Genomic DNA, 26,018 nt, shown 5'->3' on the forward strand with positions numbered 1-26,018 from the left:
TTAGGTTTACAGGCTCTAACAGTTCTATGCGCTTTAATTGGTTTGCCTTCTGGGCAAAGGATACAGTGCAAAAAATTGACGAGATACAAAAAATCCAATCCAACAATAATGTAAACCAAGGTTCGCCTGTTATTCCTATTTCTGGCAAACCGATACGAACACAAAACCTACTGCCAACCAGTTCTCAGATTCTGGCCAAATCCTATGGGCTATGGTCTCCTGGCAAAACATGGGAATGCCCCAAGTGGATGCATGATACTTATTTTACCAAGGCCGAGGATGGCAAAGTATACCCCACATGGCATCCACCTGTAGATTTCAACCCTGAAACAAATACGTATTGTACATACGGTCACGAGCATGGCGATGATCCGCTCAGTTCAGAGGCATTTAATATTGCAGGGATGCCAGCTTTTGGCTATGTAAATGAGCAACTAGCAACTAATAATCCATCTAATCCATCTCTTCATAGAAATGAAGATCACTTTGGTCATAAGGTTCTTGTTGCCAACAATTGGCAGATGTTCGATGAAAGCAACACCAGTTTAATTAAATCCTGTGACGTGAGCTTAAAACTGCACATGGGTACACATTCGCCGGATGCGCTAGTGAATACAGCCCATGAAATGTTTGTGTCTGGTAAATGTGATGGGCTTGAGCCTTTCAATTTAAAGCATTTTGCTTTGTTTGGTGCTGCCGGAGAATTTAAAGAACCTGAAACTTCTTTGTGTGACTTATCGGTAAATCCTGGTATTACTCCCTCCCCTACGAATCAACCCTATGGTGATGCCCATCGCGCCATTCCTACTGCTGGTTGTTACCAGCGTGGGACAGTTGATCAAAAAACGGCAGATGTAAATACAAGAAATAGTGAATATTGGCTTACTGGCTTTGTTGGAAAAAGTTTTTACTTTAGGATCACAAATCCTTCCCGTTTTTATGATCCGTCTACCACAACGAAGATCAATAGGACTGTGAATAGCTGTTACGACCCGACACATCCTCTTTCTACAACTCTACTTTGCGAAGAAACATTAGCTGCTGGTAGTAAGGTCGAGTGGGACGACCCGCGATCGCCCTTCCGAGGAACAACTCAAATAGAAACTCACTTTTCTGGTCTTGCATTTGAAAATTCTGCAAATTCAGTAATCTATACAGATGCTTATGGGAGAAACGCAAGCATATCACCCGCTCCCGCTCAAGGGATTACGTTCAAGCAAATTGTTCCTGTCCAAGGATTTAATTATGATGCAAATGGTCAAGCTAGCCTCTTCCCAGCCAGAGACTATTCTGCATTGGGACAAAATGGGGTAAGAGCGCCTAATTAAAAGAAACCGAGCAATTCTAAATCCGTAAAGCAGGGTGATCGTCCCAGCATTCCATAGAAAACTCAAAGTTTCAGTTTCTCCATCCGCCGATGTCACGCCTTCGACCGAGCAGCAATAGCTGTGGCACAGGCAGTCCAAAATACTATCTTTCCAGGACTTACGCAAATAATAAATAGCCAATAAGGGCAATTCATGAATTGCCCCTACAGCATCTAGCTTTGTGTAAGTCCAAATATATGTTCAATGCGATCGCTTACTATAGCGTTCGTTTTCTACTTCGCACTCACCACTTTATGACCGATATCTCTCCGGTAATATATGCCCTCAAACTGAATATATTTGATCCCAGAGTATGCTTGGGCGATCGCTTGCTCAAAATTTTCTCCGATTCCAGTCACATTTAATACTCGACCCCCATCTGTCACAACTTCTTGTTGCTGGTTTAATTTTGTACCTGCATGAAATACAGTTGCTCCTGTTATCTCTGCGTTGCTAATGCCAGTAATAACCTTACCTTTCTCATATTCTCCGGGATAACCACCTGAAGCGGCAACGACAGTGGCAGATGTTCCTTTTTTCCAAGCAATGGGCGGTAATTCACTTAACCTCTGTTGTACACAGGCTAGAAGTAACTCTTCTAGGGGTGTTTCTAATAATGGCAAAATCACCTGGGTTTCTGGATCGCCAAAGCGACAGTTAAATTCCAAAACCTTCAAGTCGCCATTGGGTGCAATCATTAAGCCAGCATACAGCACACCCCGGTAATCAATGCCTTTAGCTCGTAAGGTGGCGATCGCTCTTTCTAAAACTTCTGTTTGAATCCGTGCCATCAACTCTGGTGTCGCAATGGGTGCTGGGCTATATGCTCCCATACCACCAGTATTCTCGCCTGTATCGCCGTCACCAATTCGCTTATGGTCTTGAGCGGGCAGCAAGGGACGAATCGTTAATCCATCGGTTAATGCTAAAACTGATACCTCTTGCCCAATTAAACATTCTTCAATGACGACAAATTCACCAGCACTACCAAATTGTCCCTGAAAAATTGCATCAACAGCACTTTCAGCCTGTGCAACTGTTTCAGCTACTATCACACCTTTACCAGCTGCCAAGCCATCAGCTTTAACGACAATTGGCGCTCCCTGAGACTTGACATAAGATTTTGCTGCTCCTGCCTCCGTAAATACCGCAGCCCGTGCCGTCGGAATCCCTGCTTCTTGCATCAGGGCTTTTGCCCAAGCTTTACTCGCTTCAATTTGCGCTCCCGCTCTGACTGGGCCAAATACCATCAATCCTTTATCTTGAAGGTAATCTGTGATTCCCTTAGATAGAGGTACTTCTGGCCCAACTACTACTAGAGTTATGCCATGTTCTAGGGCATATCGGCTAATGCCTTCAAAATCATCTACTCCTAGGGGCAAGTTCTGGCAACGTTCCATACTTGCTGTTCCCCCATTCCCTGGTACACAGACAACTTGCTCAATTTGCTTAGATTGCAACAGTTTCCATGCCAGAGCGTGTTCGCGCCCTCCATTACCTATAACTAAAACTTTCACTTATTTCCTCGTGCGTCCCTTGCAAACGAGAATACCTGATTAGGCTCTCGCGATCAATTTTTTCACCAATTATCACACTTGTACAAGTCCTCTCATGGCCATAAGAGGCAGGGAAAGGGGAGAAATAATTATCTACGTTTCAGGATTTGTAATTATACATCCATTGCCGTGAAGAGATAGGGCATTCTAGCGATCGCTTTATTTTTGAGGTTTTTTGTAAAGCGATAGCTTTCCTGCGGAACGCTAAGGCACTCACTATTCTATACAGTGATCGCATTTGCTATTTCGGCGATCGCATTTGCTATTTCGGCGATCGCATTTGCTATTTCGGCGACAGCATTTGCTATTTCGGCGACAACATTTGCTATTTTGGCGACAGCATTTGCTATTTTGGCGACAGCATTTGCTATTTCAGCGATCGCATTTGCTATTTCGGCGACAACATTTGCTATTTCGGCGACAACATTTGCTATTTCGGCGACAACATTTGCTATTTCGGAGGACGCTGTTACATAAATGATTGCGTTCATCCCGAAACAACAGACAAATACAGGTGGATGGAGTAGTAAAAATACAGAGAAACTCTCAATATTAACTCTTAATTAAATCCACAAAACTACTCATCTCACGTAGAAAGGCATTCCGCTATGTTGAAATAGAACTATTTAAGAAATATCTACCATGTCTTTAAAAACTCGCGGTTCTGCTGCTGTGGACAAAGCTCAACGCCGTCTTGCACTGCTTAAATCCATTAATGAGAACTTGGATTTAGGGCACGGATTAACAATTGAAGCTTATACCCGCTTCATTGATAATACTCGTGCCACACTAGAAGCCCATAATACGCTTCTGTCTAATCTTGAGGAATCTCGTAAGACGATGAATCAGATGGACAGAGAACTCTCGGAACTATCTGAAAGGATGCTTAGTGCAGTTGCAACTGTCTACGGCAAAAACAGCATGGAGTATTCAAAAGCAGGTGGCTCTAACCGAAAGCGGAGTACGAGTAAAAAATCTATTTCACAAGTTCCTATAGTTGTAACGGTTCCCGTCACTCAACCCACCCAAACTGTAACTAACGGCAAAGGCAGCTTGAGCGATGTCTAATGACAAACTCTACGTGTTTTTAAGGTTTTCTGCAAGGCGTAGGCGTAGCCCGTCGTAGACATCGCTCCCGATCAACTATCGAAGCATAAAATTAAAGCATGTCGTTTGAAGTACAAATCTCTGCAAAAATTAAATTCTAAGTAGCTGAGTCTGAGCGTTCTATTTGCTGCCGAATGGTATCAATAGAAGCATTAATGCCAGCCAGTTTAGACTCTAAATCATCTCGTATCCAAATCAAGAATTTTAATTTCCGCTCTAAGCTAGCTTTGTGCGAAATAGGTTCGCTTCCATAGCAAGGATTACCCCAAAAAGGAAACATAGTTTACCTCTGTATTTAGCTTTGGTAACAGTGCAATCTATTGCACCACTTCATTCTGACTAATAACAATCAGACTAATGTGGGTAATAACCGACCTAAATTGTACGTGCTTAACGAATACAGAGATACTAATGCTATTAAAACTACAGATTGTGCATATACCATAATATATTTTCCTTATTTTATCTTGGCTGGGTAGTGCTTGCTGTTCAAAACTCTCATAAACTCTCTGCACCCACAAGAAGTAAAATCTAAACTTTCAAAAAACTTAAAATAAGGGTTACATCGATTATATGATGTATAAAAATGGTAATTATTGCGTAACTACTTTATGTCCATTCAAGTTTATGGAATTCCCAACTGTGGCACTTGCAAAAAAGCTCTGATGTGCCTCCAAAGCAATAGCATTGAATATGAATTCATCAATACTAAAGAAACTCCACCCAACAGTGAGATGATCCAAAATTGGATGAAGTCTTTGGGTTCTGCTTCCATGCGAAATACCTCCGGTCAGTCTTATCGAGCTTTAGGAGATGAAAAGAAGACTTGGACTGATCAACAGTGGATTGACGCATTTACTAACGATGCAATGCTGCTAAAACGCCCAATTTTCGTTAAAGATGGAACAGCAGTGTTAGTAGGCTTTAGAGATGAGGCAGTAATTAAAACAAAATTAAAGCTTTAATTCAGATGGCTAATGGCTTTAACTCTTTATTCACAACACATTATAAAGTGCATTTACTTCAAATAAACTTTCAATTCCAATAAATCCTAGCTAAGTGGTTAGCTAGAAAAATCTACTTGCTGAGATAGCTCAACTTACTTTAATGCCTCAAACTGCTGCCAACAAAGATATAATACACGCGGTACGTGAAAACATCCTTTCCATTTGCCACCTTTGAGGTTTAACAATACTTCCCCGCGTCGATTGAGATAGCCAAACCACTCACCGTACTCTGAATCGGCAAAGTGTGACCAGGCATAATCGTGCATCTTTTGATACCATTCCCAACATACCTCACGCCCTGTCAGGCGATAGCCCATTGCTAATGCAACCAAAGACTCTAGGTGAACCCACCACAATTTTTGATCCCATTCCAATTGTTGTGGAGGATGACCGTCTGCATCCATAAAGTAATACAATCCGCCGTACTCGCTATCCCAAGCAAAATTTAGGATATTTAGCACCACATCAACAGCTTGATTAATAGTTTTGGTATCGTTTTTCCGGTGGGCGATATCCATGATAAACCACATAGCTTCAATACCGTGACCAGGGTTAATCAGCCGTCCCTCAAAACAATCTATGTGGGAACCATCGGGGGCAACATTTTCGTACATTAGTCCCCGTTCTGGGTCGAGAAAATCGGTCATCACTTCACTGACAGTCTCAGCTAGAACATTCTCTAGGGTTTCTTTTGGTAGCAGCCATTCCATTTCTAGAGTCAGGTTGGCTAAAATCATTGGTACAGCCAATGATTTCATCGGGCGTGTGCCGGGATAGGTTTTATTATATTTGCCTTTCGGGTTATCTTTACGGCGTAAAACGTTGTTATAAGCCTGTATGGCCACATCTTTTGCCCATTCTTCGCCCCCAGCGAGTGCATATTTACTAAATGCCATCGCTGCAAAACAATCAGAGAAGATATTGTAAGGCTCAACCAGTGGTTTTCCTTCACGGGTGAGAGCAAAGTACCAGTTACCATCACTATCTCTGCCATGTTGGGCAAGAAAATTAGCGCCATTGCTGGCAATTTTTAACCAGCTTTCGCGTTTTTCTAGCTGGTTATAAAGCATCGAAAAAGTCCACACTTGGCGGTTTTGCAGCCAGATGAATTTGTCTGTATCATAAATTTTGCCGTAGCGATCTAGGCAAGTGAAATAGCCACCTTGCTGCCAATCGAGAGAATATTTTTCCCAAAATGGGAGTACGTCGTTGAGGAGGGCGTTTTTGTAAAGTTCAGCGAGCGTTTGAAAATTATACTCCATAAATTTCCACCCCTTTTGTGCTAAAGCTAACAGCTTAACAGTTATCACATTTTGGCTCGAACATGGAGCAATCGCGTCAGTCTTTTACAAGATTTAGTCAGCAACAGTTATACTTCTATCTTGTATCTTGCACTATTCTCGATAACCGTAGGGGAGACAGTGAGGTTGTTATGAGCCAGATTAAACGAGTTGCGATCGTTGGAGGAAACCACGGGAATGAGTTAACAGGAGTATATCTAGTCAAAAAGTTTCAGCAGTATCCAAATTTAATTAATAGGATAACTTTTGAAACTCTGCTATTACTTGGCAATCTTAAAGCTATCGAAGAAGGTAAACGATACATTGACAGAGATTTAAACCGTTGCTTCACCAATCAAGGTTTACAAAATCCTCAACTCTCAAGTTATGAAGATACGCGCGCGAAAGCAATCCAACAAATACTGCAACCGCAAAATCTGCCATTTGTAGATGTAATTATTGATTTGCACAGCACAACTGCCAACATGGGGTTAAGTCTGATTTTTTGTGATCTGAACCCTTTCTTACTTCGGTTAGCTGCTTATTTAAGTTCTATCAATCCGATGGTAAAGGTTTTTGTGAATCAGCAATCTAAAGAAGGTGGTTTTCTTCGTTCTTTGTGCGAATTGGGTTTTGTTATCGAAGTTGGTGCTGTGGCTCAGAATATTTTAAATGCCGAATTATTTCAGCAAACAGAGCAGCTTATTTATGCAATTTTAGACTATTTTGAAGGGTGCAATCAAGGTAATATTCCGCAGACAAGCAGCCAGCTTACACTCTATCAATATATTGAAACTATCGATTATCCTAGAAGCGATGTTTACGGCGGGCTGCAAAGTGGGGAGATTCAAGCCATGATTCATCCCCAGCTTCAGTTTAGAGACTATGAACCTCTAAATCCAGGCGATCCAATGTTTCTAACTTTTGCAGGAAAAGATATTTTCTATGAGGGAGAGTCTACTGTTTATCCTATTTTTATTAATGAAGCCGCTTACTACGAGAAAGGAATTGCGATGTATCTCAGTCAAAAGCTGCAAGAGGTAGTTTGATTTCTTTGCCCTTTTAACCAAGATTGCAAATCAGCTAGTAAATATTCAACCTGCTAGCCGATACATAATCACTTTTCCTTTCCAGTTTTCTTCCACAAATACCAGATACTCACCATTTGAACGACGAAATGCGCGGATACCATAAGGTATATCAATCCAGCCACTTTCGCTGCCAACTTCTGGGCCTGGTTTTAACTGTTGTACTTGCGCTCCCGTCTTGGCATTATAGACATATACCTCTGCGGTTTTGACTTTCACGGCAAATACCCGATCGCCCGCCACACTTATGGCTGCTGTAGACACTTCACGCTTGCCGGTGGTGTCGTAGGGAATCACAACTCGCCACTTGGGGATACGATTTCCTTTACTCCAATTGTCAAAACGGGCAATTTCAGATCCAGCAACTCCAGTATCATCACCGAAGGCGGGGTGATCTACTGTAAAGCCTGACAAATACATAGTATCTGTTTCGGGGAAATATTCGATCCGCCGCAAGTCGTTAAATATTCTGGGAGTAGTTTGCTTTTCCATCGAATCATAGTTGTAGATGGGGTTGCCTTTAGCATCTATTCCCTGTAAAGGATAGTGGCGAATGCCATCTTCTGTTCGCAAAGCTTTCCAGACATCTCCTTTGCTGTCTACCCACCATCCGCCGATATAAGGATAATCTTTGCTGGTGTCATATTCGTTCTTTTCAAATTTGCCATTACCGTTGCGATCGCGCCAGATCCATTCGCCTTTTTGTGGTTGATTCGGCGGCCAATTTCCGGCAATAAATGGTTTGTCTGCGCCATTGCTACCGACAAACATTGCGGCTGGGATAGCAATTTTGCCGTCTTTGTCTGGATTAAAACGATATATTTGCAGGAAGCTGTTGTACATATCTGTGAGGAACAAAAACGGCTTCCCTTGGATGCGGCGCACAAAGGTTCCATCAGGCGATGTATGCAGGCGGGGATCTTGAGGATATTTGAAAGGATTTAAGGTGTAAGCTTTGTAAGTCCATTGCTTACCAGCAGGCTTACTGTAATCCATGAGATAGTGTTCTTGTTTGGTGAATAAATCTACACCATCAGTTTTAGGATCGGCATCTGCATTATCGACGAATATCAATCCTAGCGATCGCCATATTAGTTTTCCCGATGGCGAAAATTTCCGTAAATCTGTTCCTGATTTGTTGAAACCATTACTATTGATATAAATATTACCTGAAGCATCTGCACCAACTCCGGTAAGTCCGTAAAGCTTCAAATCTCCAACTTCACCAGCAATTCCTGTATAGATACCACCTTTAGAACCAAAACTACCCGTCTGCACTGGCTGATCTTTGATGTCATAAATCAACATTTGCTGACGCAGGCCATTTTCTGCCACTAACAGCTTACCTTGACGATCAACTGCGATCGCAGTTGGTTCAACGATATCTGCAATCTGTTCGGGCAATTGCTTTCCACTCTGGGAATAATGTAAAATTTTGGCAGGTTTACTACCATTTTTGCTTTGAATAATCCACAGATTTTTTTGTGGATCAACAGTTATTGCTCCCGGATTGGCAAAGGTAAAACTGCGTACTTGCTTCATCGTATCTGTATCATAGACACGAATGCGGTTAGCAGCAAAATCACTCACATACAACTCGCTTTCTACTGTTGCTAATCCAGTTACTTCACTTTTAGTACTGGTAATTAACATACTTTTATCCCAGCCACGCCCTTCAGGAAACGGTGCAGGTTTTCCCGACAAATCATAGCGTCTAACGCAATGCCAACTTGTACCTTCAGGGGGGTAATCTTCGTCAGTTTTCCCCTTCGATCCCTGAGTCATGGCAAGGTAAATATATTTACTATTTGCTGTTACAGCGATACCACCTCCACGACTCCAGCCGTGAGTATCGCCAATAGCACCAATAACCTTACCATCTTTGTATATGGCTGCCTCCATTCCCGCCTCATCCCAATGGCTGTTGGTATAAACTGTGCCGTCAGGAGAAACATACATTGCCTCAATATTGTTTTGTATCCGTAGATTTCCACTACCAATAGTGTTACCTATCCACGATGTTTTGTAGGTAAGCGTGGGTGTTTCAGTATTGTTTTGTACCAGCAGATTTGTATTGTCAAAAGAATTACTTGTCCACGATGTTTTGTATGTAAGCGTGGGTGTTTCTATTGTTGCCCAGTCTGTTGTAATACCAAGGGTAGTAACAATGACTCCAACAGTCAAACTGAGTAAAAAGTTGAAGGTTTTACTTTTTTGTAAATATCTAAGTTTAGATAATTTTTTGATGTGCTGATTAAGCTTATGACGAAGTTTTCCTAACTTCGTCATTAATTTATTTATCATATAGTTTTTTAGCTTTTAATTATTTATATACAATCATTTTTTAGGAAATCAGTAAAAAATATAATTATTATAAGTGAGCGATGATTTTACAGTATCTTTACAAAAATACTTTTATTATTTAATTTTTCAGCCAATATCTATAAAACCTTTTTGAAGGTATTAATAGCTACTGTTTGATCAGCAAGAATGGTAGATATTAATACATAATATTTCTATAATTATTAATTTATAGTGATTTTTGGCTCTCTCTATCTAGCATTCGCCTTTGCTAATTAGTAAGTATCATATATATCACAACCAGTATTATGTAGTTCATAAAAACACAAGGTTTTATCCCTTGTTGACGTTGACATATAAATAGTTTATAAATTGGTGTTCTATATAAAAATCTTATTGCGAATGTGGATGTGGAAATTCTATTAATTAATCTTTGGAGCATCGTGTAGCGGCTTACAGTTGTACATCCCTACTATTTTCATATATTTATAGGAGACATATTAGTGAAAAATAAACCAGAAAATTTAGCTTCATCATCTGCATCTATTCTCACGTTGGGATTAGGCTGGTTTCCCAAAAATCCCGGAGGATTAGAAAGGTATATGTATGAACTAACTCATAAATTGGCAGCCAATAAAGACCAGGTTGAATTATGCGGAGTCGGTCTACCGGAGGTTGAATTAAATTCGCCGATTAAGCTGACTAACTTGGCTTCTCCCGATAGTGCTATTTGGCAAAGATTATGGTCTATTCGCAGTAACTTCCAGAAAACAAGAACAAACAAGCCAGATGCTATTAATCTACACTTTGCATTATATAGCTTTCCACTTTTAGATATTTTACCAAAGGGAGTACCAGTTACTTTTAATTTTCATGGACCTTGGGCTTCTGAGAGTCAGCAAGAGGTAGTTAATAAGAATCTCAGTCTTTTAATCAAGCATCATCTAATAGAAAAAAACACATATAATCACTGCGATCGCTTCATTGTATTGAGCAAAGCATTTGGTAAAATATTGCATGATAAATATCAAGTACCGTGGAGCAAAATTAATATTATTCCTGGTGGTGTTGATATTAACTGGTTTCAACCAAATTTATCCCGCCAAGATGCTTGTAAACAGCTAGGCTGGCCAAATAATCGTCGGATTATATTTACATCGCGCCGTTTAGTACATCGAACGGGAGTTGATAAATTATTACAAGCTTTGGCTATAATTAAGCCCAGAATACCAGATGTTTGGCTAGCGATTGCAGGTCGTGGTCACATTCAAGCTGCACTACAAGAACAGGCGACAGAATTAGGATTAGACGACAACGTTAAATTTTTAGGTTTTCTCCCTGATGAGCAATTACCTATAGCTTATCAATCTGCTGAATTGACTATAATGCCTAGTCAATCTTTTGAAGGATTTGGATTAGTAATAGTCGAATCTCTAGCCTGTGGTACTCCTGTTTTATGTACCCCAGTTGGCGGAATGCCAGAAATTTTATCAGAGTTTTCACCTGATTTAATTACTACTTCAATAGAAGCATCAGCTATTGCTGAAAAATTAGAACAAGTGCTTTTGGGAAACATCCCCATACCTTCACGAGAATCCTGTCGTCATTACGCGACTACACACTACGACTGGAATCAAATCGCTCAACAAGTACGGAATGTTCTATTAAATTAAATTAGAGATGCAAAAATTGCTTTGTAGAGACGCGATAAATCGCGTCTGAATCGTATTGTATTATAAGGAAGTTTTATGAAAATTTTTTTCTTAGACCAAAGTGGTAAACCCGGCGGTGCAGAATTATGTTTAATAGATATTGCTAAACCATACTCTCATAACGCTTTAGTAGGTTTATTTGCAGATGGACAATTTAAAGATTTACTACAGCAAAATCATATCCCAGTAGAAGTTCTGGCAACTCAAACAATTCAAGTTCGCAAAGAAAGCAGTTTGGCACAAGGATTAAAGAGTTTAAAACAACTTGCACCTTTGATTACTAAAGTAATAAAAAAAGCGCGTGAATACGATTTAATTTATGCCAACACCCAGAAAGCATTAGTTGTCGGAGCATTAGCAAGTTTTTTTAGTCGTCGTCCTCTGGTTTATCATTTACATGATATTCTTTCCACAGAACATTTTAGCCAAACTAATCTTCGTATTGCTATTAACTTAGCTAATCGTTGTGCCTCATTAGTAATTGCTAATTCCCAAGCTAGTAAAACAGCCTTTCTGCAAGCGGGGGGACGCTCAGATATAGTCGAAGTTGTCTATAACGGCTTTGATCCAAAAATTTATCAGACTGAGGAATCTGACATTAATCAATTACAGCAAGAATTAGGATTGCAAGGAAAATTTGTAGTCGGACACTTTAGCCGTCTTGCACCTTGGAAAGGACAGCATATTTTAATTGATGCTCTTGCCAAATGTCCGCCAGAGGTGACAGTAATTTTAGTGGGGGATGCACTGTTTGGCGAACAAGATTATGTCAAACAATTACATCAACAAGTTGCCGATCTGGGATTAGAAAACCGCGTTAAATTTTTAGGATTTCGTTCAGATATTCCCCAGTTAATGGCAGCTTGTAACTTGGTGGCGCATACTTCTACTTCTCCAGAACCCTTTGGTAGAGTGATTGTTGAAGCGATGCTATGTGGAAAACCTGTAGTTGCAGCAAAAGCTGGGGGTGTAATGGAATTAGTAGAACATGGACTTAATGGTTTTCTAGTGACACCAGGAGAACCCCAAGAACTTGCACAGGTGATTATCACCTGTCTTCAGGAAACGGAAATAACTGCAACTATAGCCAATAATGCCAGGACTACGGCTAGTCGGCGTTTTGATGTTGCAACTATTAATCAGCAAATTGCTCAACTGTTGTCGCACAAATTCTAGTAGTCTGCCAACCCAAAAATACGCTTGTGAGTACTGGGGAAAGGGTAAGGGATTTAAACCCTTTCCCCCTTACCCCTTACCCTTTACCCCGCCAAGTTCACTTGGGAACTACTAGTACACGGTGGCAGAAATAGGGGATCTTGGACAAGATCCCCTATAAATAATTTTGGATAATTTGTTTTTTGGAAGCCCCTTGTCTTGCGTTGTCTGGTTAAATAATATGAGTTGTTGAGCGATGCCTACGGCGGCAAGCTACGCTAATTTTGCTCTCAACTTAGCTACACTAAATTGATTATGCAGATGTTTCAAGCGATCGCATTAAGCTGCTTCCCGAAGTTGTGGTTGTGACTGCACACTCACCTCTGGAAACGAAAGCGAGAGTTGTTCTGCTTGAGGGACTGCGGCTTGCTCCAAAACTTGAACTTCGATATTCACGCTCACTAAATAACTGCCTGTATCAGCACCAACCGCTTCAGCAATTAGTTTAGCAATGTCTGGGCGTTTGGCAGTTAGCGGATCGCGTAAAATACACCGATCCCATTCATGTTTGGCAGTCGGATTGAGGTTGAGAATGTAATGCTTCATCATCGAACTAACCCTTGAATCCATCTTCCAGAAGGTTTTCACACAGCCGTTAGGCATTTAATTAAGCTTTGTGGACGCTATATCTATTATAGTATATTTGTACTAAAAAGCTATGTCTGAGTGAAAAAGTAGTACACCTGTGTGCTGCTACCATATTCGCGTGCTACATCCCATTGTTTTAAGGGCAGATGCGAAGAATCGAAGTGCGATGTCTAGGTTGGGCAAAGCTAATGCTAAATTTAAGTAAGTGGGTGTAAATAATTGTCGTTGGGATAAGGCAACAGGCAATAAGTATAAGGATTTTAGCCTAGTTGATTTTTCTTTACATAGTTTGATTTTATTGTGCCAACTTACTTACAGCAGTTTGCAAGTAAGTGAGGTAGAAAATACAAGACTCACGCATCAAATATAAAAATGTTTCTATCTCCCGCCTCATACCTCAAAAATTGTAGCTTTGTACTTAATGCAAGGGAAAACTGCTTTATCTATTCCCTTTTTGTCTAATTTGGTGGCGCATCTAAATCTCTAATCCTTAATTCCAGAAAATCTGCCCATAGGTAATGCTAATAAAAAAATATTGCAATTAAGCTTACAAAGTAACGCTTAATTTTATACAAATCGCTATATGGTAGATATCTATATTATTGACCTATTTGTAATTGGTCTACTTCTGCTGATGGTAACATTAGGGTCAGGTTGGATTGCTCGCCTACCTCTTTCTTTTGCCATTATCTACCTAATAGTTGGTATTTTTCTAGGCCCTTATGCCTTTGGACTGATTCAATTACGTCGAGATGAAGTTTTTAATGCCGAACTACTGGAAAAAATAACAGAACTTGTAGTAATTATTTCTGTGTTTAGTTGCGGCTTAAGAATTGTCCGTCCTCTAAGGTTAGGGGTTTGGGATATCACGGTGCGATTAATTGTATTTTTGATGCCCATTTCAATTTTTGCTCTGGCTGTTGTGGGTAAATTATTTTTAGGGATGAGTTGGGGAGAAGCAATTTTATTAGGAGCAATTCTTGCACCGACCGATCCGGTATTAGCATCAGAAGTACAACTGACTGATATAAATGACCAAGATGAGTTGAGATTTGGTTTAACTTCTGAAGGTGGGTTAAACGATGCTTTAGCTTTCCCTTTCGTTTATTTTGGTCTCCATGCGTTAAAAGATGACAACTGGGGTAACTGGTTGAAACAGTGGATTGCAGTTGATTTAATTTGGGCGATCGCAGTTGGCATTATTATGGGGATTGTTGTTGCCAAATCTATAGTTTGGATTGAAAATAAAATTCAAAAACGCCGTCCCGCCGATAAGTTAATGGAAGATTTTATTGCTATCAGCACAATTCTTATAACTTATTCCTTAACAGAAATGGTGAATGGCTATGGATTTTTGGCAGTATTTGTGGCTGGATTAGTTGTCCAACGCAGTTACAAAAATCCTGAAAAACCACTAGCCCAATTGGAATTTATTGAGCAAGTTGAAAAGCTGCTAGAAGTTGGAACAATTTTACTATTGGGTTCAATATTGTTGCTAAAGCCAATACTCAATTATGCTATGCAATCTTTGCTAGTAATAATTTTGTTATTCTTGATAATCAGACCTTTAGGAGTTTGGATTAGCACTATTGGTAAACGCCCTTTAGACTCACGCCGCCGAACCTTTCATGCAGAAACTCGTTGGTTATTTGGATGGTTTGGCATTCGTGGTGTTGGCTCTTTATATTATCTCGCCTATGCTTTTGGTAATGGCTTAAAAGGTGAAACTGCCGAACAAATTGCTTGGATAACTTACACCACTATTGTCGCTTCTGTGATTATTCATGGCATTAGTGCAACTCCATTAATGAAGTGGTATGAGCGCAACTTTGCTAATCGGAGAAAGACCACTCCTCCCGATACAATTGATGAATTTGAATAAAAAAATTTGTAGGGTGCGTTACGATCCAGTGATAACACATCCTACAATTTAATTTGATAAACCTATGATTCCAAACCGTATAGAGGCTTTTAATGTTACTCACCAAATCTACTAGGTAAGGGTTAATGCTTAGGTCTATATTCTCTATTTACCTGTCACCTTGTCAATAACTTCTTTCGCTTTTTCACCAAAAGTTTCTGGGGAATTTTGTTCTTGTTCTGCCTTCAAATTTCTTTCGTAAGTTTTTTCTATAGTATTAAGATTCTTTGAATCTTTTATCGCTTGCTCATAAGCTTTTTGTCTTTCTTCTTCTTGAATACCAACACCTGGGTCGTATTCGTTAGCACGATTAATTTTTTCTTCAGAATTTGGTTTAAACTGTGGAGGTATTAGCTTTAATTCTTCAAGAGTAGTTGCATAACTAGCTTGCTGAACGAATAGAAATGAACCTGATAAGCTGATAGAAACCATCAAGCAAACAACCAAAAATCTTGAGCGTAACGCTTTTTTTAAAGTTAATCGAATTTTTTGCATGGAATAATACTCCTAGTTTTCCTAATGAGCCTTGGTCATGTATAAATACATTCAATATTTAAGACTCACAGGCATCCTAAGCGTTTAGGTACAGTTCTTCCTTCTATCGCAGGGTATATTAATTTTTACCTATAGTTCAGTTAAACCTATCTGAAGCTTTTAGGAGCTGAGGAACGAAACCCAACATTTCCGGGCTTTTGTTGGGTTGCGCTTTGCTTAATCCAAGCTTATTGTCTTATAACCAACTGTGATTAATTTTAATTCCTCGGCTTTGCATTACTTCTTCAAATAAATCTGTTGGGAGTGCTTCTTCCACAGCAAAAACACCTGGTTTATTGAGTTTTCCTTCTAGTAACAATTGAGCAATACTACCTGTGCCACAACCCGAAGCTATCGCTGTGTTCTCATGCACTACCGTTGAACAATAAACGGCAGTTTTACCATCTTTTTGCCCTGTCACTTCTGAACGAACTGCTACCCCAATTCCACTAAAATTATTAGTGAAATCTGTCATCGAATGGCTGACATGAGATAGAAATTCAATCATGTAACGACGCTGCATTAACCATTTGGGAAAAATATGTGCCGCAATCCAAGTTAGGTGATTGTAAAAATCGGGAACAGAGCCAAACTTAGTAATTACAGTTTTTACTGATGGGAAAGCTTTGGGCAATGTAAAGGTTTCTGGCATATCAAACCAGTAAACTCCGGTGCGTCGATATGGAGGTGGAAACTCAACTATTTCTCTTTCACTATAAGGCTTGATTATTTCCCACTTTCCATCTATCCAAGCCTCAAAAGGATACTGCAACCCAAGAAAAGTTGTCCGCATGACTGTAATGCCAGCACCACCAGAACCCGAAACTAAATAACTTAGATGGATCTTTTCTGGTTTATCAAATTCTTCAACACCTTGACGCACCATACTATTAGAAATACCAGGAAAAATGCCAGTATTAATAATTGCCGTCACACCAGCAGCAGCAGCTTTTTCACTAAAATGGAGAGCTTTGCTGGTATAAGAACGATGGTCGCTGACATCTACATAATTAACGCCTTTAGCAATACAGGTTTCGAGAACATTAGTATCTCGATAGTGAAATGGGCCAGCACAATGGATGACTAAGTTAGAGTTTGCGATCGCATCTCGCAACTTGTCAACTTCTGCCAAGTCCAATACCAAAAACTGCACTTGTCCTCCTGAAGACAAGCTAACAGCCTTCCCAAACTCCGCAGAACGTCCGGTAATTGTAATTTGAGCCTGCGTATGGTTAGCGAGATCCTGAGCAACACTGCTACCAATCCGCCCCCGTCCACCAAGAATTAAAATTCTGTCTGTCATTACTCCAGATTCGCAACACTAACCTTATTTCATCAGTTTTGCGTCCTGTTTGCCATCGGTTATAAGTATGATTTATAGCATTTCACGGACTTATGTAAAGTAGCATAGATATGCGCCTTTACATTTGCGCCTCAATTTGCCTAACTACTGTCAGCGCCGAATAACTCACCCCAGCCGTACCTTCGCCGGGATGGGTGGAATCACCAACTAACCACAAATGCTGGATAGGTGTCCGATTGGCGAACCCAAAGGGGCCAAAGGTGGGAATCCTTTGACCGATGCCGCCAACTATACCGCGATCGCGGGCTGTAAAATGGGCAAAGGTGCGCGGTGTTGCGGCTTCTTGATGAATAATCGTTTCTGGTTTGAGATAGAAGTATTGGGCAAGACGAGCGATCGCTTCTTGGGTAAACTTTTCTTTTAGTCCTTCATAATCTTCAGTCTGCCACCACTGTGCAGGATCGACAAATGAAGAAGCAATAATTGTCGCTTTCCCTTCTGGTGCGCGGCCGTCTCCAGGATGACTGACAGAAACAAATAGGGAATTATTCTCGCCAATGGGGCCATTGACATCATACAAAAATTGCAGATGGGGAGGACACCCAGGCGGAATCGCGCTGGCATCTACACCCAAATACACCACAAACGCGCCCGATGCTTGGGGTAGTTTTTCCACCCGGTTTTTATATCCAGATGGCGCTTGTTCTCCCAATAACTGCACCAAGTTTTGCACGGTGACATTGCTAACTATGTGGTCGGCGGCTTCTGTCCAGACTTCGCCAGTTTTCTGATTTCTAATGACTACAGCAGTAGCTTTGCCGTTTTCTACTTTGATTTCTTCTACAGTGTGGCGCATTAATAACTTGCCGCCATCTCTTTCTAAGGATTGTACCAAGCGATCGCTTAATACTTGCATACTTCCCTGGAGATGAAACAATCCTTGGGGCAGTTGGGATACACTCAACGCTGTGGCGGCATAAAGTAACGCTGTCTCGTCTGCATCCACCTGGGAGTATAGCTTTAATTGCAAATCTAAAAAAGTCCTCAATCGCTGTTCATTTCCCAATCCACATAACCGTAAAGCATCTCCTACCGTAAACAAAGTGAAAGGAACGGTAATTAATGTACTGGGACGCACCGCTTGCGTTAGCTGCCACAAATCCCATAAATTACGTGGTGGTAGCACCGGATCGCGTCCTTGAAATTCCCAACTGGCATCAAACAAAGTTGCCATCAATTGCCAAAACGGTTCGCTACCGGGAAACTGTCTTTGTCGTTCCTCTTGCCATTTCTCTTGGTCGCGCCAAACATTAATCGGTGTGCTTTCCCCAGGTAAATAGACCGCACAAGCAGGGTCACAAGGCGTTGCTGGCGGCAAATCTATTTCTAATTCTAAGAAAATGCGGTGGTGAATTCCTCCTGGTTCCAACCCCGCCACCTGAGTTGCGCCCACATCAAAGGTAAATCCCTGCCGTTTAAACGTGGAAGCACAGCCTCCTGGTACGAGGGCCTGATCCAAAACTAAGACACTGTAACCTCTATGAGCTAATAATGCTCCAGCAGTCAGTCCACCTATTCCTGCACCGATAACGACGACATGAGAGTTACTTTTGTCAAGAGTAATGCTGGACATTGATTAGTTTCTTTAAAATTCTTAATACTTCTACTTATAATTTTATCTTACTCTCTGAGTGGAATTTGGTGGAGGGTGCGATCGCGGCTAAAAAGCTAAAAAGTCCGTTAGAAACTAATACTGTTCGGTTAAGACAGGAAGACGCGATGAATCGCCGTCTCTACAATAATCAGTCTTTCGTCTTGACGGCGATTTATCACGTCGTTGCGATCTAAAATTTTCATCAAAAAACCTTAACCGAAGCGTATTGGGTTATGAACCGTGTCTAAACAGACAAAATACGCGGGTTAAATAAAAAACCTTAATTTTATTTTAGTCCGTGAAGGCGGGCTTCGTTTGTGTAGCCGCATTCGCGTAGCTTGCCGGAGGCACTATTCCATTCGCCGGGTATTAATTTGACACGCTACCCTAAACCTAAAAAATTTGAAATTAGTGGTAACAGATTGCTGCACTGTTCAACCAATTTTGTGGCACTAGGTAAACTAGAAATTGTCCCTTTCAAAATCTTGATAGCTGTTTTCGCCGCCTTTTGCATCGCTCCCTCTTGAGGATTTTTCCCGGCTTCTGCTAAGGCTTTCACCTGTTCTAATGCCTCAGCTTTATCTTCTTGAGGTAAATTTGTATCAGCCTCAATTGCTGCTTGCAATTGCGTCAATAATTCCTTAATTCCCGGTTTCTCAGCTTCGGGAGACGCTGGTAACTCGTTGATGGTATTTGTTACCGTACCACTAATATCACCTAAATTTAAAGCTTGTCCACTAGCATTAAAGTCTCTGCCAACACTGCCAATTTCAATTGTACGGCTGGCATCATTGCTGTTAGTCATATTTTTATTCTCAACTTTATTGTCAACTTGAACATTAATCGGCTTATTCGCTAATAATTTTACAATCTCTGCCATCTCTCCGCTTTGTTGGCGATAGATAATTATTTCATTATCTTTAGCTTGTAATTGTGCTTTATATTTTTCTTCTACAGCTTGCAGTGCTAGTTGATAATTTTGCGTAAAGTCGCTATGGATCTTTTCTTTATCAGCACCATCAGTTACACCAACCTTAACGACAACAACCCCATCGCCTTTATTTTCAATACTCTGTAGGGCTAATTCTGTGTCTTCATTTTGATCTTGCACTTTTTGGAAAGCGTTAACAAAAGCTTTCCAATCAATGCCATTGCGGAAAATTAAATCGACAGTATTTAAGACTTCTTGAAACAGCTTAGTAAATTCTCCTGGTTGAAAATTGCCACCACTGGGACGGCGTTCGCGGTCATCGGTTTCAGGCTTTGGGTTTTCGAGAAGATAGATAAAACGACAATCTACATTATCTAATTTGGTTGTACTTTCAATATTCCACGCTTCCAAACAAGCACCAGTCATTTGAGCGCTTGTGAAGTTAGTACCTACAGCTTGAGCTAGAGTTAGATTTGCCCAATCTAAACAAGCGCCTTGGAAGGTGGCTTCTGTAATATCAGCATTTTTTAGATTTGCTTCTTTTAAATCTGCGCCGATGAGATTTGCGCCTTTTAAGTTCGCACCAGCATAGAATTTTCCTCTACCATTGCCGGTTACTAACAAATTGAGAACACCTCGGTTAGCTAATATCGGGTGGTCTACTCTAGCAAAGTCCAATTTTTTAGCTTCATAAAAACGAGTGCGTGTTAGATTCGCCTTTCTAAAATCCGTATTTCTTAGAATTGCACCAGTAAAATTAGTATCAGTTAAATCAGCATTACGAAAACTTGTACCACCTGTTGCAGCAAAGGCGATCGCAACTGAAAAAATCAAATTAGGTTTTCTATTTTCAGCTAAAGCCCGGCATCCTATGTAGCTACCTAAGAGTACTAAAATCAAATTCCAAAAGCAAGCCCAAATTAAATCTACCCAAGCCCAATTCCAAGACCATATTGGTTCAGAAGATAAATACTTCCATCCATCTCGAATCAAAAGTCTGGTTATAGACCCAGTTATTCCACCAGATAAGAAACCTAATATAACAATTCCAGTCAATTTATTGACAAAAATTTTAGATAATACTAAGGTTAGGGCGACTATTCCAGATATAAAGATTGCAACAAGTACAGCTAAAATCAGAGCTTGTATCCAGCGACGAAGTACTTGATATTCATTTAAATTCAGTATAGAGCTAATTGCAGCTGGAAATATCAAAACTATCAAGGTCAATATGATAGTTACTAAAGATAATGTCAGTCCTTTCCAAATAGTGATTAAAATAAAGACTGATAACATTACAATCATAGCTATACCGAAAAGGAAAGCATTTTGTTCAAATGCTTCATTACCCAAACGCCACCAAGTCGAACCATTAGTTGTAGCACAGGTAAATAATGATAGAAATGCAACAATAAATAAACCTACTATCCAACTAATTACCCAATATTTTTGTAGTCCAGCTTTAGTACCTCTGAAGTCAGCATCTTTGAGAATAGCATTAGTAAAATTTGCCCCTCGAATATCCGCCTTGCTAAAGTTTGCCCCTGTCAGGTTTTGACTTTTAAAAGAGCGACCTCGGAGATTTTGACCGGAGTAGTCTGGCGGCATAATCACTAATTCGTAATTCGTAATTCGTAATTCGTAATTGAGAAAATTAGATTAAATCTGGGTTTGGGGGGTTGAATCCGGAAACGGATCTTAGAGAACTAGTGTTACTGAGATTTTATACGACTTTGCTGTGCAATATTCCCGATTTTGTGAAATTTTCATCAATATTACTCGTAATGAGTCCACATACTTAAAACTTTCACAACTCGCTCTTCTTCTAGCACTTCATATACAAGCCGATGCTGGATGTTAATTCTCCGAGAATATGCCCCTTGTAAATCTCCTTTTAACTTTTCGTAGGCAGGAGGATTCTCATAGAGATTTTGCTCCAAAATTGCCAGAAGTTCTTCTGCTTTATGCTTGAGTCCAGATGCAGCAAGATTCTTTGCATCTTTTTGCGATCGCTTGGTAAACTGATGACTCGGCGGCAATTTTAAAGGGAAGATCGTAAGATCCTGCGATCGCTAGCAAGAGAGACACAACCAACAACATCACTGTCCTTGCCAACAAATCAGCTTCAGCCCGATGATATACATATCTGCGTCGCAGTACATCTAGGGAGTTTTTCAGCTTCAGTAATTTCAGTTAATCCCTCAGATCGGTGTGAGACAAACTGCTCGTCCTTAATTTGGACTAAACCAAATCCTTTCTAGGCATCCATTAAGCTGGTAATTGCTGCTGTCTGTGCCATAGTTTTTTACCTGGCTGTGTATGGAAAACCCAGCCTTCCGGTATTATGACTTCTCTTATATATATAGTGTGAGATTATTCCATTTTTTATTGCACCAGAACTACTACAATTACTATTGATGCTAGATAATGGGAAGGCTTTGACATTTTCTTCCCAATCTAGCCCAGGAAACAATAATTAACACTTATGCGAACTCATTATTGCGGCGAACTCCGAAAAGAACATATTGGAGAAACAGTTACCTTTTACGGATGGGTAGACCGTCGCCGCGATCACGGTGGTGTGATATTTTTAGATTTACGCGATCGCACTGGAATTGTCCAAATCGTCAGCGATCCGCAACGCACCCCAGATTCCTACGAACATGCGAACGCCCTGCGAAATGAATATGTTGTCGAAATCACTGGTAGGGTAACACAACGTCCCGAAGAATCGCTGAATACCCGCATCCCCACAGGCGAGGTAGAAATCTACGCTGATAAAATTGAACTCCTCAATGCTGTCCGCAAACAGTTACCTTTCCAAGTTTCTGTAGCTGACACCGAGACAGTGCGGGAAGATTTGCGGCTGAAATATCGTTATTTGGATTTGCGACGCGAACGCATGGCGCAAAATTTGCAACTGCGTCATCAAATTGTCAAAGCCATGCGGCGTTATCTGGAAGATTTGGAAGGTTTTATCGAAGTCGAAACCCCAATACTTACCCGTTCTACCCCAGAAGGGGCGCGGGATTATGTTCTACCCAGTCGCGTCAATCCTGGTGAGTGGTATGCTTTGCCGCAATCACCCCAGCTATTTAAACAATTGCTGATGGTATCCGGCTTGGATAGATATTATCAGATTGCCCGTTGCTTTCGTGACGAAGATTTACGCGCCGACAGACAACCGGAATTTACCCAGTTGGACATGGAAATGAGCTTCATGTCCCAAGAAGAAATTATCGAACTAAACGAGAACTTAGTTTGCCATATCTTCAAAACAGTTAAAGGCATCGAGTTACAGCGTCCCTTCCCCCGTCTGACTTACGCTGAGGGGATGGAACGTTACGGTAGTGATAAACCAGATACCCGCTATGGTTTGGAATTAGTTGATGTCTCAGATATTGTCAAAGATTCTGGTTTCAAAGTCTTTCGGGATACTGTTACTAATGGCGGTATCGTTAAAATCCTCCCCATTCCCAACGGTAACGATGTAATTTCTAATGTCCGCATTAAACCAGGTGGTGACTTATTTAAAGAAGCCAGCGAAGTCGGTGCTAAAGGTTTAGCTTATATCCGTGTCAGAGATGATGGCGAAATTGATACCATTGGCGCGATTAAAGATAACCTAAGCGAAGCACAAAAACAAGAAATTTTACGCCGTACAGGTGCTAAAGCTGGACATTTGCTCTTGTTTGGGGCTGGTGATGCTGCTACAGTTAATAAAACTTTAGATAGATTACGGCAAGCGATCGCTAGAGAATTTAACTTAATCGATCCAGAAAAAATCAACTTGCTGTGGATTACAGATTTCCCAATGTTCGAGTGGAATGCGGACGAAAAACGTCTAGAAGCACTACACCACCCATTCACAGCACCCCATCCTGATGATTTAAGCGACTTAAAAACTGCACGCGCCCAAGCTTACGACTTAGTACTCAACGGCGTGGAAGTTGGCGGTGGAAGTCTACGGATTTATCAGCGAGAAATTCAACAGCAGGTGTTTGAAGCAATTGGTTTATCTCCTGAAGAAGCACAAAGTAAATTTGGCTTTCTCTTAGAAGCATTTGAATATGGTACACCGCCGCATGGTGGCATCGCCTACGGTTTAGATCGTTTGGTAATGTTGCTAGCTGGGGAAGAATCCATTCGAGATGTTATTGCTTTTCCGAAGACACAACAAGCACGTTGTTTGTTAACAGATGCACCTTCGAGTGTAGATGCTAAACAGTTGAAAGAATTGCACGTTGCTTCGACTCATAAACCAAAAGCTTAACAAAGTGCAAGGGGGGTATAGAAAGTTAAAGTAAGCCTTTATAGCTCAGTTCTTCTTTAACTATTCTGTTATGTTTATTATGCTCCCTTTGCCTTTCATCAATTGCTGGACTGTATTCTAAAGGAGGCTCTAAACACTCTAAATGTTCTTTTTCTCCATTTTCATAAATTATGATGTGACGATCATTGGTCATTCTATGGATAGCGTAATACTCAAGATACTCAGCATTATCTTTTATCCCAAAAATAAAATTTATCTTCCAACCAGCTTGAAAAATTGAACCTTTCTGACGCTTTTGTATATTCTCTTCTGGCAAGGTAATTTTCCATTTAGAAAAATATTTATTAAATTCATTTGTAATTACATCCATCTTTATATCCATTAGCCAAAGTCCTAGTGTAACTCCAATACAAGTAGGGTGGGCAATGCTGATTAACGACTTGAATTGAGAAAGCAAATATTTTTCTTGGTTTCATCTACCATTTAACTTAACAGAACAGTATTGCATGTAAATTATAAGGAGAATTAATGGAAGTTTTCTTAGCTAATATTAATCATCTTGAAAGTGTTTCAGTACTATTTGATAAATATCGTATTTTTTACAATCAGACATCAAACCTTGAAGCTGCCAAAGAGTTTTTCAAGGAACGTTTCAACAATAATGATTCAGTAGTATTTGCAGCTAATGACAATGGGAAATTAGTTGGATTTACTCAGCTTTATCCCAGCTTTTCTTCAGTGTCGATGAAACGAGTATGGATATTGAACGATTTGTATGTAGAAGAGTCGCATCGCCGTAGAGGAATTGCAAAATTATTGATGAGTGCTGCGGAAGAATATGCAAAAGAAAGTGGAGCAATTCGAGTAATTCTATCTACTCAAATTTCTAACATAACCGCGCAAAAACTCTATGAAGCGCAAGATTACATTAAGAATGAAGAGTTTTACCATTACGCTTTGCGGTTGCAGTAATGCCATGACATCAAATTGAGCTATTATGTCCGCATAATTACAGAACTTACGCAAAAATCGTTAACAAAAAAACCCGCCGTAGCGGGTTACACAACAAACTAAGAACAATGAAAACTTGATTTAGCTGGAATACCTCATCTCAGCTTCCAATTGACGGATTAGCTGTTCGTCGCCCTTTGCTTTGGCTACTTGCAGGCGATGCTCTAGGCTTTTTTGAATATTCTCTCTATGAGCTTCTTGTGCTTTCCTTGCACTTTGTAGTCTACCTTGATTCATAGTGATTACCTTCTTTAATCTTTCACTTTATGTCTGGTATTGTTAACATAGCATATATTTTGTAGCTGTTGCTACAGAATTTTATGTCTTATTGTATATTTTAACAGAAAGATGTCTGAGCAGCGGATAGGTCAACAACGACTCATGACTTTTCTAAGCGATTTTGGCGATCACGATATTTATGTAGGCGTAATGAAGGGAGTCATAGCCCAAGCCAACCCCAGGCTGAGGGTGATAGACTTAACGCACCAAATTCCACCGCAAGACATCGCCGCAGCCAGGTTTTGCCTGATGAATGCTTATCCCTATTTTCCCGTTGGGACAGTGCATCTGGCAGTAGTTGATCCGGGTGTGGGAAGCAAGCGACGAGCGATCGCAGTAGAATTTGCTCAAGGGTTTTTAGTGGGCCCAGATAATGGTATCTTTAGCGGCGTACTTAGTCAAAGTCCGGCGATTGCAGCCGTGGAACTTACAAATCTTAACTATTGGCGAACTCCTCAACCAAGCAAAACTTTTCACGGTAGAGATATTTTTGCACCAGTGGCAGCTAGTCTTGCTAGTGGTGTCTCCCTCAAACAACTAGGACAAGAAATTGACCCAGGAAGTTTGGTCAAACTGGATATAGACGAGTGCAAGCAGACAAGCAATGGTGTAGTGGGTTGCATTCAATATATTGACCACTTTGGCAACCTAGTGAGCAATATTCCAGCGAGTTACGTACAAGGCAAAACTTGGTCTGTGCAAGCTGCTGGGTTGAGTATACCAGGTTGTAAAATTTACAGTGATGTCAACGTGGGAGAGATACTAGCTTTAGTTTGCAGTCACGGCTGGGTAGAAATTGCCATTAATAGCGGTAATGCTCACTCCAAGTTGCATTTAGATTGGCAAGCACCGCTTCAAGTTGTTCTAACGTGAACCAATCACACTGGCTAC

Annotated in this window: 24 protein-coding genes; 11 read left to right on the top strand and 13 right to left on the bottom strand. The window is 40.5% G+C overall.

What is annotated here, in order from left to right:
- Nucleotides 1-1,328, top strand: a 1,328-nt coding sequence (locus H6G86_RS29795) for a hypothetical protein (protein WP_206758452.1), incomplete at its 5' end; no start/stop codon positions are given.
- Nucleotides 1,329-1,600: 272 nt separating this feature from the next.
- Here H6G86_RS29795 and purD read toward each other — a convergent pair.
- Nucleotides 1,601-2,884: a phosphoribosylamine--glycine ligase gene (purD, locus tag H6G86_RS29800; RefSeq protein ID WP_190937331.1), complete on the bottom strand. Its 1,284-nt coding sequence runs from the start codon at nt 2,882-2,884 to the stop codon at nt 1,601-1,603.
- Between the two features lie 260 nt (nt 2,885-3,144).
- On the bottom strand, nt 3,145-3,414 hold the full coding sequence (locus tag H6G86_RS29805) for a hypothetical protein (protein WP_190937332.1): 270 nt from the start codon (nt 3,412-3,414) through the stop codon (nt 3,145-3,147).
- A 151-nt stretch (nt 3,415-3,565) separates the two neighbouring features.
- Between H6G86_RS29805 and H6G86_RS29810 the strand changes: the two genes are divergently transcribed.
- Nucleotides 3,566-3,991 (top strand): hypothetical protein, encoded by a 426-nt coding sequence (locus H6G86_RS29810; protein ID WP_190937333.1) that lies wholly within the window; start codon nt 3,566-3,568, stop codon nt 3,989-3,991.
- 136 nt (nt 3,992-4,127) lie between these two features.
- Here H6G86_RS29810 and H6G86_RS29815 read toward each other — a convergent pair whose 3' ends face one another.
- On the bottom strand, nt 4,128-4,310 hold the full coding sequence (locus H6G86_RS29815; RefSeq protein WP_041565423.1) for a hypothetical protein: 183 nt from the start codon (nt 4,308-4,310) through the stop codon (nt 4,128-4,130).
- Between the two features lie 331 nt (nt 4,311-4,641).
- Between H6G86_RS29815 and H6G86_RS29820 the strand changes: the two genes are divergently transcribed.
- A complete protein-coding gene (locus tag H6G86_RS29820; protein WP_190937334.1) occupies nt 4,642-4,995 on the top strand; it encodes a Spx/MgsR family RNA polymerase-binding regulatory protein in 354 nt (117 codons plus the stop codon).
- Between the two features lie 134 nt (nt 4,996-5,129).
- Here H6G86_RS29820 and H6G86_RS29825 read toward each other — a convergent pair whose 3' ends face one another.
- Nucleotides 5,130-6,299 (bottom strand): n-acyl-d-glucosamine 2-epimerase, encoded by a 1,170-nt coding sequence (locus H6G86_RS29825; protein WP_190937335.1) that lies wholly within the window; start codon nt 6,297-6,299, stop codon nt 5,130-5,132.
- Between the two features lie 170 nt (nt 6,300-6,469).
- On the opposite strand from H6G86_RS29825, the gene H6G86_RS29830 reads away from it, so the two are divergent.
- Entirely contained in the window at nt 6,470-7,366 is an 897-nt protein-coding gene (locus tag H6G86_RS29830) for an aspartoacylase (RefSeq protein WP_190937336.1), read from the top strand.
- 45 nt (nt 7,367-7,411) lie between these two features.
- On the opposite strand, the gene H6G86_RS29835 is transcribed toward H6G86_RS29830, so the two are convergent.
- Nucleotides 7,412-9,709, bottom strand: coding sequence for an NHL repeat-containing protein (locus H6G86_RS29835; protein WP_190937337.1), 2,298 nt, complete (start codon nt 9,707-9,709; stop codon nt 7,412-7,414).
- Between the two features lie 500 nt (nt 9,710-10,209).
- On the opposite strand from H6G86_RS29835, the gene H6G86_RS29840 reads away from it, so the two are divergent.
- Nucleotides 10,210-11,379, top strand: a complete 1,170-nt coding sequence (locus H6G86_RS29840) for a glycosyltransferase family 4 protein (RefSeq protein WP_190937338.1) — start codon at nt 10,210-10,212, stop codon at nt 11,377-11,379.
- A 75-nt stretch (nt 11,380-11,454) separates the two neighbouring features.
- Nucleotides 11,455-12,594 carry a glycosyltransferase family 4 protein gene (locus H6G86_RS29845; protein ID WP_190937339.1) on the top strand — a complete coding sequence of 380 codons (1,140 nt, stop codon included), beginning with the start codon at nt 11,455-11,457 and terminating at the stop codon, nt 12,592-12,594.
- 318 nt (nt 12,595-12,912) lie between these two features.
- On the opposite strand, the gene H6G86_RS29850 is transcribed toward H6G86_RS29845, so the two are convergent.
- Entirely contained in the window at nt 12,913-13,182 is a 270-nt protein-coding gene (locus tag H6G86_RS29850; protein WP_012409476.1) for a hypothetical protein, read from the bottom strand.
- Nucleotides 13,183-13,804: 622 nt separating this feature from the next.
- On the opposite strand from H6G86_RS29850, the gene H6G86_RS29855 reads away from it, so the two are divergent.
- Nucleotides 13,805-15,103 (top strand): cation:proton antiporter, encoded by a 1,299-nt coding sequence (locus tag H6G86_RS29855; protein ID WP_190937340.1) that lies wholly within the window; start codon nt 13,805-13,807, stop codon nt 15,101-15,103.
- A gap of 144 nt (nt 15,104-15,247) precedes the next feature.
- On the opposite strand, the gene H6G86_RS29860 is transcribed toward H6G86_RS29855, so the two are convergent.
- From H6G86_RS29860 to crtD, 3 genes are all read right to left on the bottom strand, one after another.
- Nucleotides 15,248-15,637 (bottom strand): hypothetical protein, encoded by a 390-nt coding sequence (locus H6G86_RS29860; protein WP_190937341.1) that lies wholly within the window; start codon nt 15,635-15,637, stop codon nt 15,248-15,250.
- Between the two features lie 235 nt (nt 15,638-15,872).
- Nucleotides 15,873-16,979, bottom strand: coding sequence for a saccharopine dehydrogenase family protein (locus H6G86_RS29865; RefSeq protein WP_190937342.1), 1,107 nt, complete (start codon nt 16,977-16,979; stop codon nt 15,873-15,875).
- Nucleotides 16,980-17,097: 118 nt separating this feature from the next.
- Nucleotides 17,098-18,612 (bottom strand): C-3',4' desaturase CrtD, encoded by a 1,515-nt coding sequence (crtD, locus tag H6G86_RS29870; RefSeq protein ID WP_190937343.1) that lies wholly within the window; start codon nt 18,610-18,612, stop codon nt 17,098-17,100.
- Between crtD and H6G86_RS29875 the strand changes: the two genes are divergently transcribed.
- Complete coding sequence (locus H6G86_RS29875; protein ID WP_190937344.1) at nt 18,612-18,827, top strand: hypothetical protein; 216 nt, start codon at nt 18,612-18,614, stop codon at nt 18,825-18,827. The two genes, crtD and H6G86_RS29875, sit on opposite strands and share 1 nt — an antisense overlap.
- A gap of 188 nt (nt 18,828-19,015) precedes the next feature.
- On the opposite strand, the gene H6G86_RS29880 is transcribed toward H6G86_RS29875, so the two are convergent.
- Both H6G86_RS29880 and H6G86_RS29885 read right to left on the bottom strand, forming a co-directional pair.
- The gene (locus tag H6G86_RS29880; protein WP_190937345.1) at nt 19,016-21,172 is read right to left on the bottom strand and encodes a pentapeptide repeat-containing protein; all 2,157 of its coding nucleotides are present in this window, start codon (nt 21,170-21,172) and stop codon (nt 19,016-19,018) included.
- Nucleotides 21,173-21,339: 167 nt separating this feature from the next.
- Nucleotides 21,340-21,603, bottom strand: coding sequence for a Txe/YoeB family addiction module toxin (locus H6G86_RS29885; RefSeq protein WP_190937346.1), 264 nt, complete (start codon nt 21,601-21,603; stop codon nt 21,340-21,342).
- Between the two features lie 446 nt (nt 21,604-22,049).
- Between H6G86_RS29885 and aspS the strand changes: the two genes are divergently transcribed.
- Complete coding sequence (aspS, locus tag H6G86_RS29890; RefSeq protein WP_190937347.1) at nt 22,050-23,837, top strand: aspartate--tRNA ligase; 1,788 nt, start codon at nt 22,050-22,052, stop codon at nt 23,835-23,837.
- Nucleotides 23,838-23,862: 25 nt separating this feature from the next.
- Here the strand turns inward: aspS and H6G86_RS29895 are convergent, their stop codons facing one another.
- The gene (locus H6G86_RS29895; RefSeq protein ID WP_190937348.1) at nt 23,863-24,219 is read right to left on the bottom strand and encodes a hypothetical protein; all 357 of its coding nucleotides are present in this window, start codon (nt 24,217-24,219) and stop codon (nt 23,863-23,865) included.
- 146 nt (nt 24,220-24,365) lie between these two features.
- Between H6G86_RS29895 and H6G86_RS29900 the strand changes: the two genes are divergently transcribed.
- Nucleotides 24,366-24,809, top strand: a complete 444-nt coding sequence (locus H6G86_RS29900) for a GNAT family N-acetyltransferase (RefSeq protein WP_190937349.1) — start codon at nt 24,366-24,368, stop codon at nt 24,807-24,809.
- A 120-nt stretch (nt 24,810-24,929) separates the two neighbouring features.
- On the opposite strand, the gene pirA is transcribed toward H6G86_RS29900, so the two are convergent.
- Nucleotides 24,930-25,085, bottom strand: a complete 156-nt coding sequence (pirA, locus tag H6G86_RS29905) for an arginine synthesis PII-interacting regulator PirA (RefSeq protein WP_190937350.1) — start codon at nt 25,083-25,085, stop codon at nt 24,930-24,932.
- A 111-nt stretch (nt 25,086-25,196) separates the two neighbouring features.
- Here pirA and H6G86_RS29910 point away from each other — a divergent pair, with 111 nt between their 5' ends.
- Complete coding sequence (locus H6G86_RS29910; protein WP_190937351.1) at nt 25,197-26,000, top strand: SAM hydrolase/SAM-dependent halogenase family protein; 804 nt, start codon at nt 25,197-25,199, stop codon at nt 25,998-26,000.
- Nucleotides 26,001-26,018: the final 18 nt, after the last annotated feature.

The organism is Nostoc sp. FACHB-133 (assembly GCF_014698055.1).
Lineage (GTDB): Bacteria > Cyanobacteriota > Cyanobacteriia > Cyanobacteriales > Nostocaceae > Nostoc.

Coding starts and splice junctions, on each gene's coding strand:
- H6G86_RS29805 (WP_190937332.1), bottom strand. CDS start 3,414: ATGAACGCAATCATTTATGTAACAGCGTCCTCCGAAATAGCAAATGTT.
- H6G86_RS29810 (WP_190937333.1), top strand. CDS start 3,566: ATGTCTTTAAAAACTCGCGGTTCTGCTGCTGTGGACAAAGCTCAACGC.
- H6G86_RS29815 (WP_041565423.1), bottom strand. CDS start 4,310: ATGTTTCCTTTTTGGGGTAATCCTTGCTATGGAAGCGAACCTATTTCG.
- H6G86_RS29820 (WP_190937334.1), top strand. CDS start 4,642: ATGTCCATTCAAGTTTATGGAATTCCCAACTGTGGCACTTGCAAAAAA.
- H6G86_RS29825 (WP_190937335.1), bottom strand. CDS start 6,299: ATGGAGTATAATTTTCAAACGCTCGCTGAACTTTACAAAAACGCCCTC.
- H6G86_RS29830 (WP_190937336.1), top strand. CDS start 6,470: ATGAGCCAGATTAAACGAGTTGCGATCGTTGGAGGAAACCACGGGAAT.
- H6G86_RS29835 (WP_190937337.1), bottom strand. CDS start 9,709: ATGATAAATAAATTAATGACGAAGTTAGGAAAACTTCGTCATAAGCTT.
- H6G86_RS29845 (WP_190937339.1), top strand. CDS start 11,455: ATGAAAATTTTTTTCTTAGACCAAAGTGGTAAACCCGGCGGTGCAGAA.
- H6G86_RS29850 (WP_012409476.1), bottom strand. CDS start 13,182: ATGATGAAGCATTACATTCTCAACCTCAATCCGACTGCCAAACATGAA.
- H6G86_RS29855 (WP_190937340.1), top strand. CDS start 13,805: ATGGTAGATATCTATATTATTGACCTATTTGTAATTGGTCTACTTCTG.
- H6G86_RS29860 (WP_190937341.1), bottom strand. CDS start 15,637: ATGCAAAAAATTCGATTAACTTTAAAAAAAGCGTTACGCTCAAGATTT.
- H6G86_RS29865 (WP_190937342.1), bottom strand. CDS start 16,979: ATGACAGACAGAATTTTAATTCTTGGTGGACGGGGGCGGATTGGTAGC.
- crtD (WP_190937343.1), bottom strand. CDS start 18,612: ATGTCCAGCATTACTCTTGACAAAAGTAACTCTCATGTCGTCGTTATC.
- H6G86_RS29880 (WP_190937345.1), bottom strand. CDS start 21,172: ATGCCGCCAGACTACTCCGGTCAAAATCTCCGAGGTCGCTCTTTTAAA.
- aspS (WP_190937347.1), top strand. CDS start 22,050: ATGCGAACTCATTATTGCGGCGAACTCCGAAAAGAACATATTGGAGAA.
- H6G86_RS29895 (WP_190937348.1), bottom strand. CDS start 24,219: ATGGATATAAAGATGGATGTAATTACAAATGAATTTAATAAATATTTT.
- H6G86_RS29900 (WP_190937349.1), top strand. CDS start 24,366: ATGGAAGTTTTCTTAGCTAATATTAATCATCTTGAAAGTGTTTCAGTA.
- pirA (WP_190937350.1), bottom strand. CDS start 25,085: ATGAATCAAGGTAGACTACAAAGTGCAAGGAAAGCACAAGAAGCTCAT.
- H6G86_RS29910 (WP_190937351.1), top strand. CDS start 25,197: ATGTCTGAGCAGCGGATAGGTCAACAACGACTCATGACTTTTCTAAGC.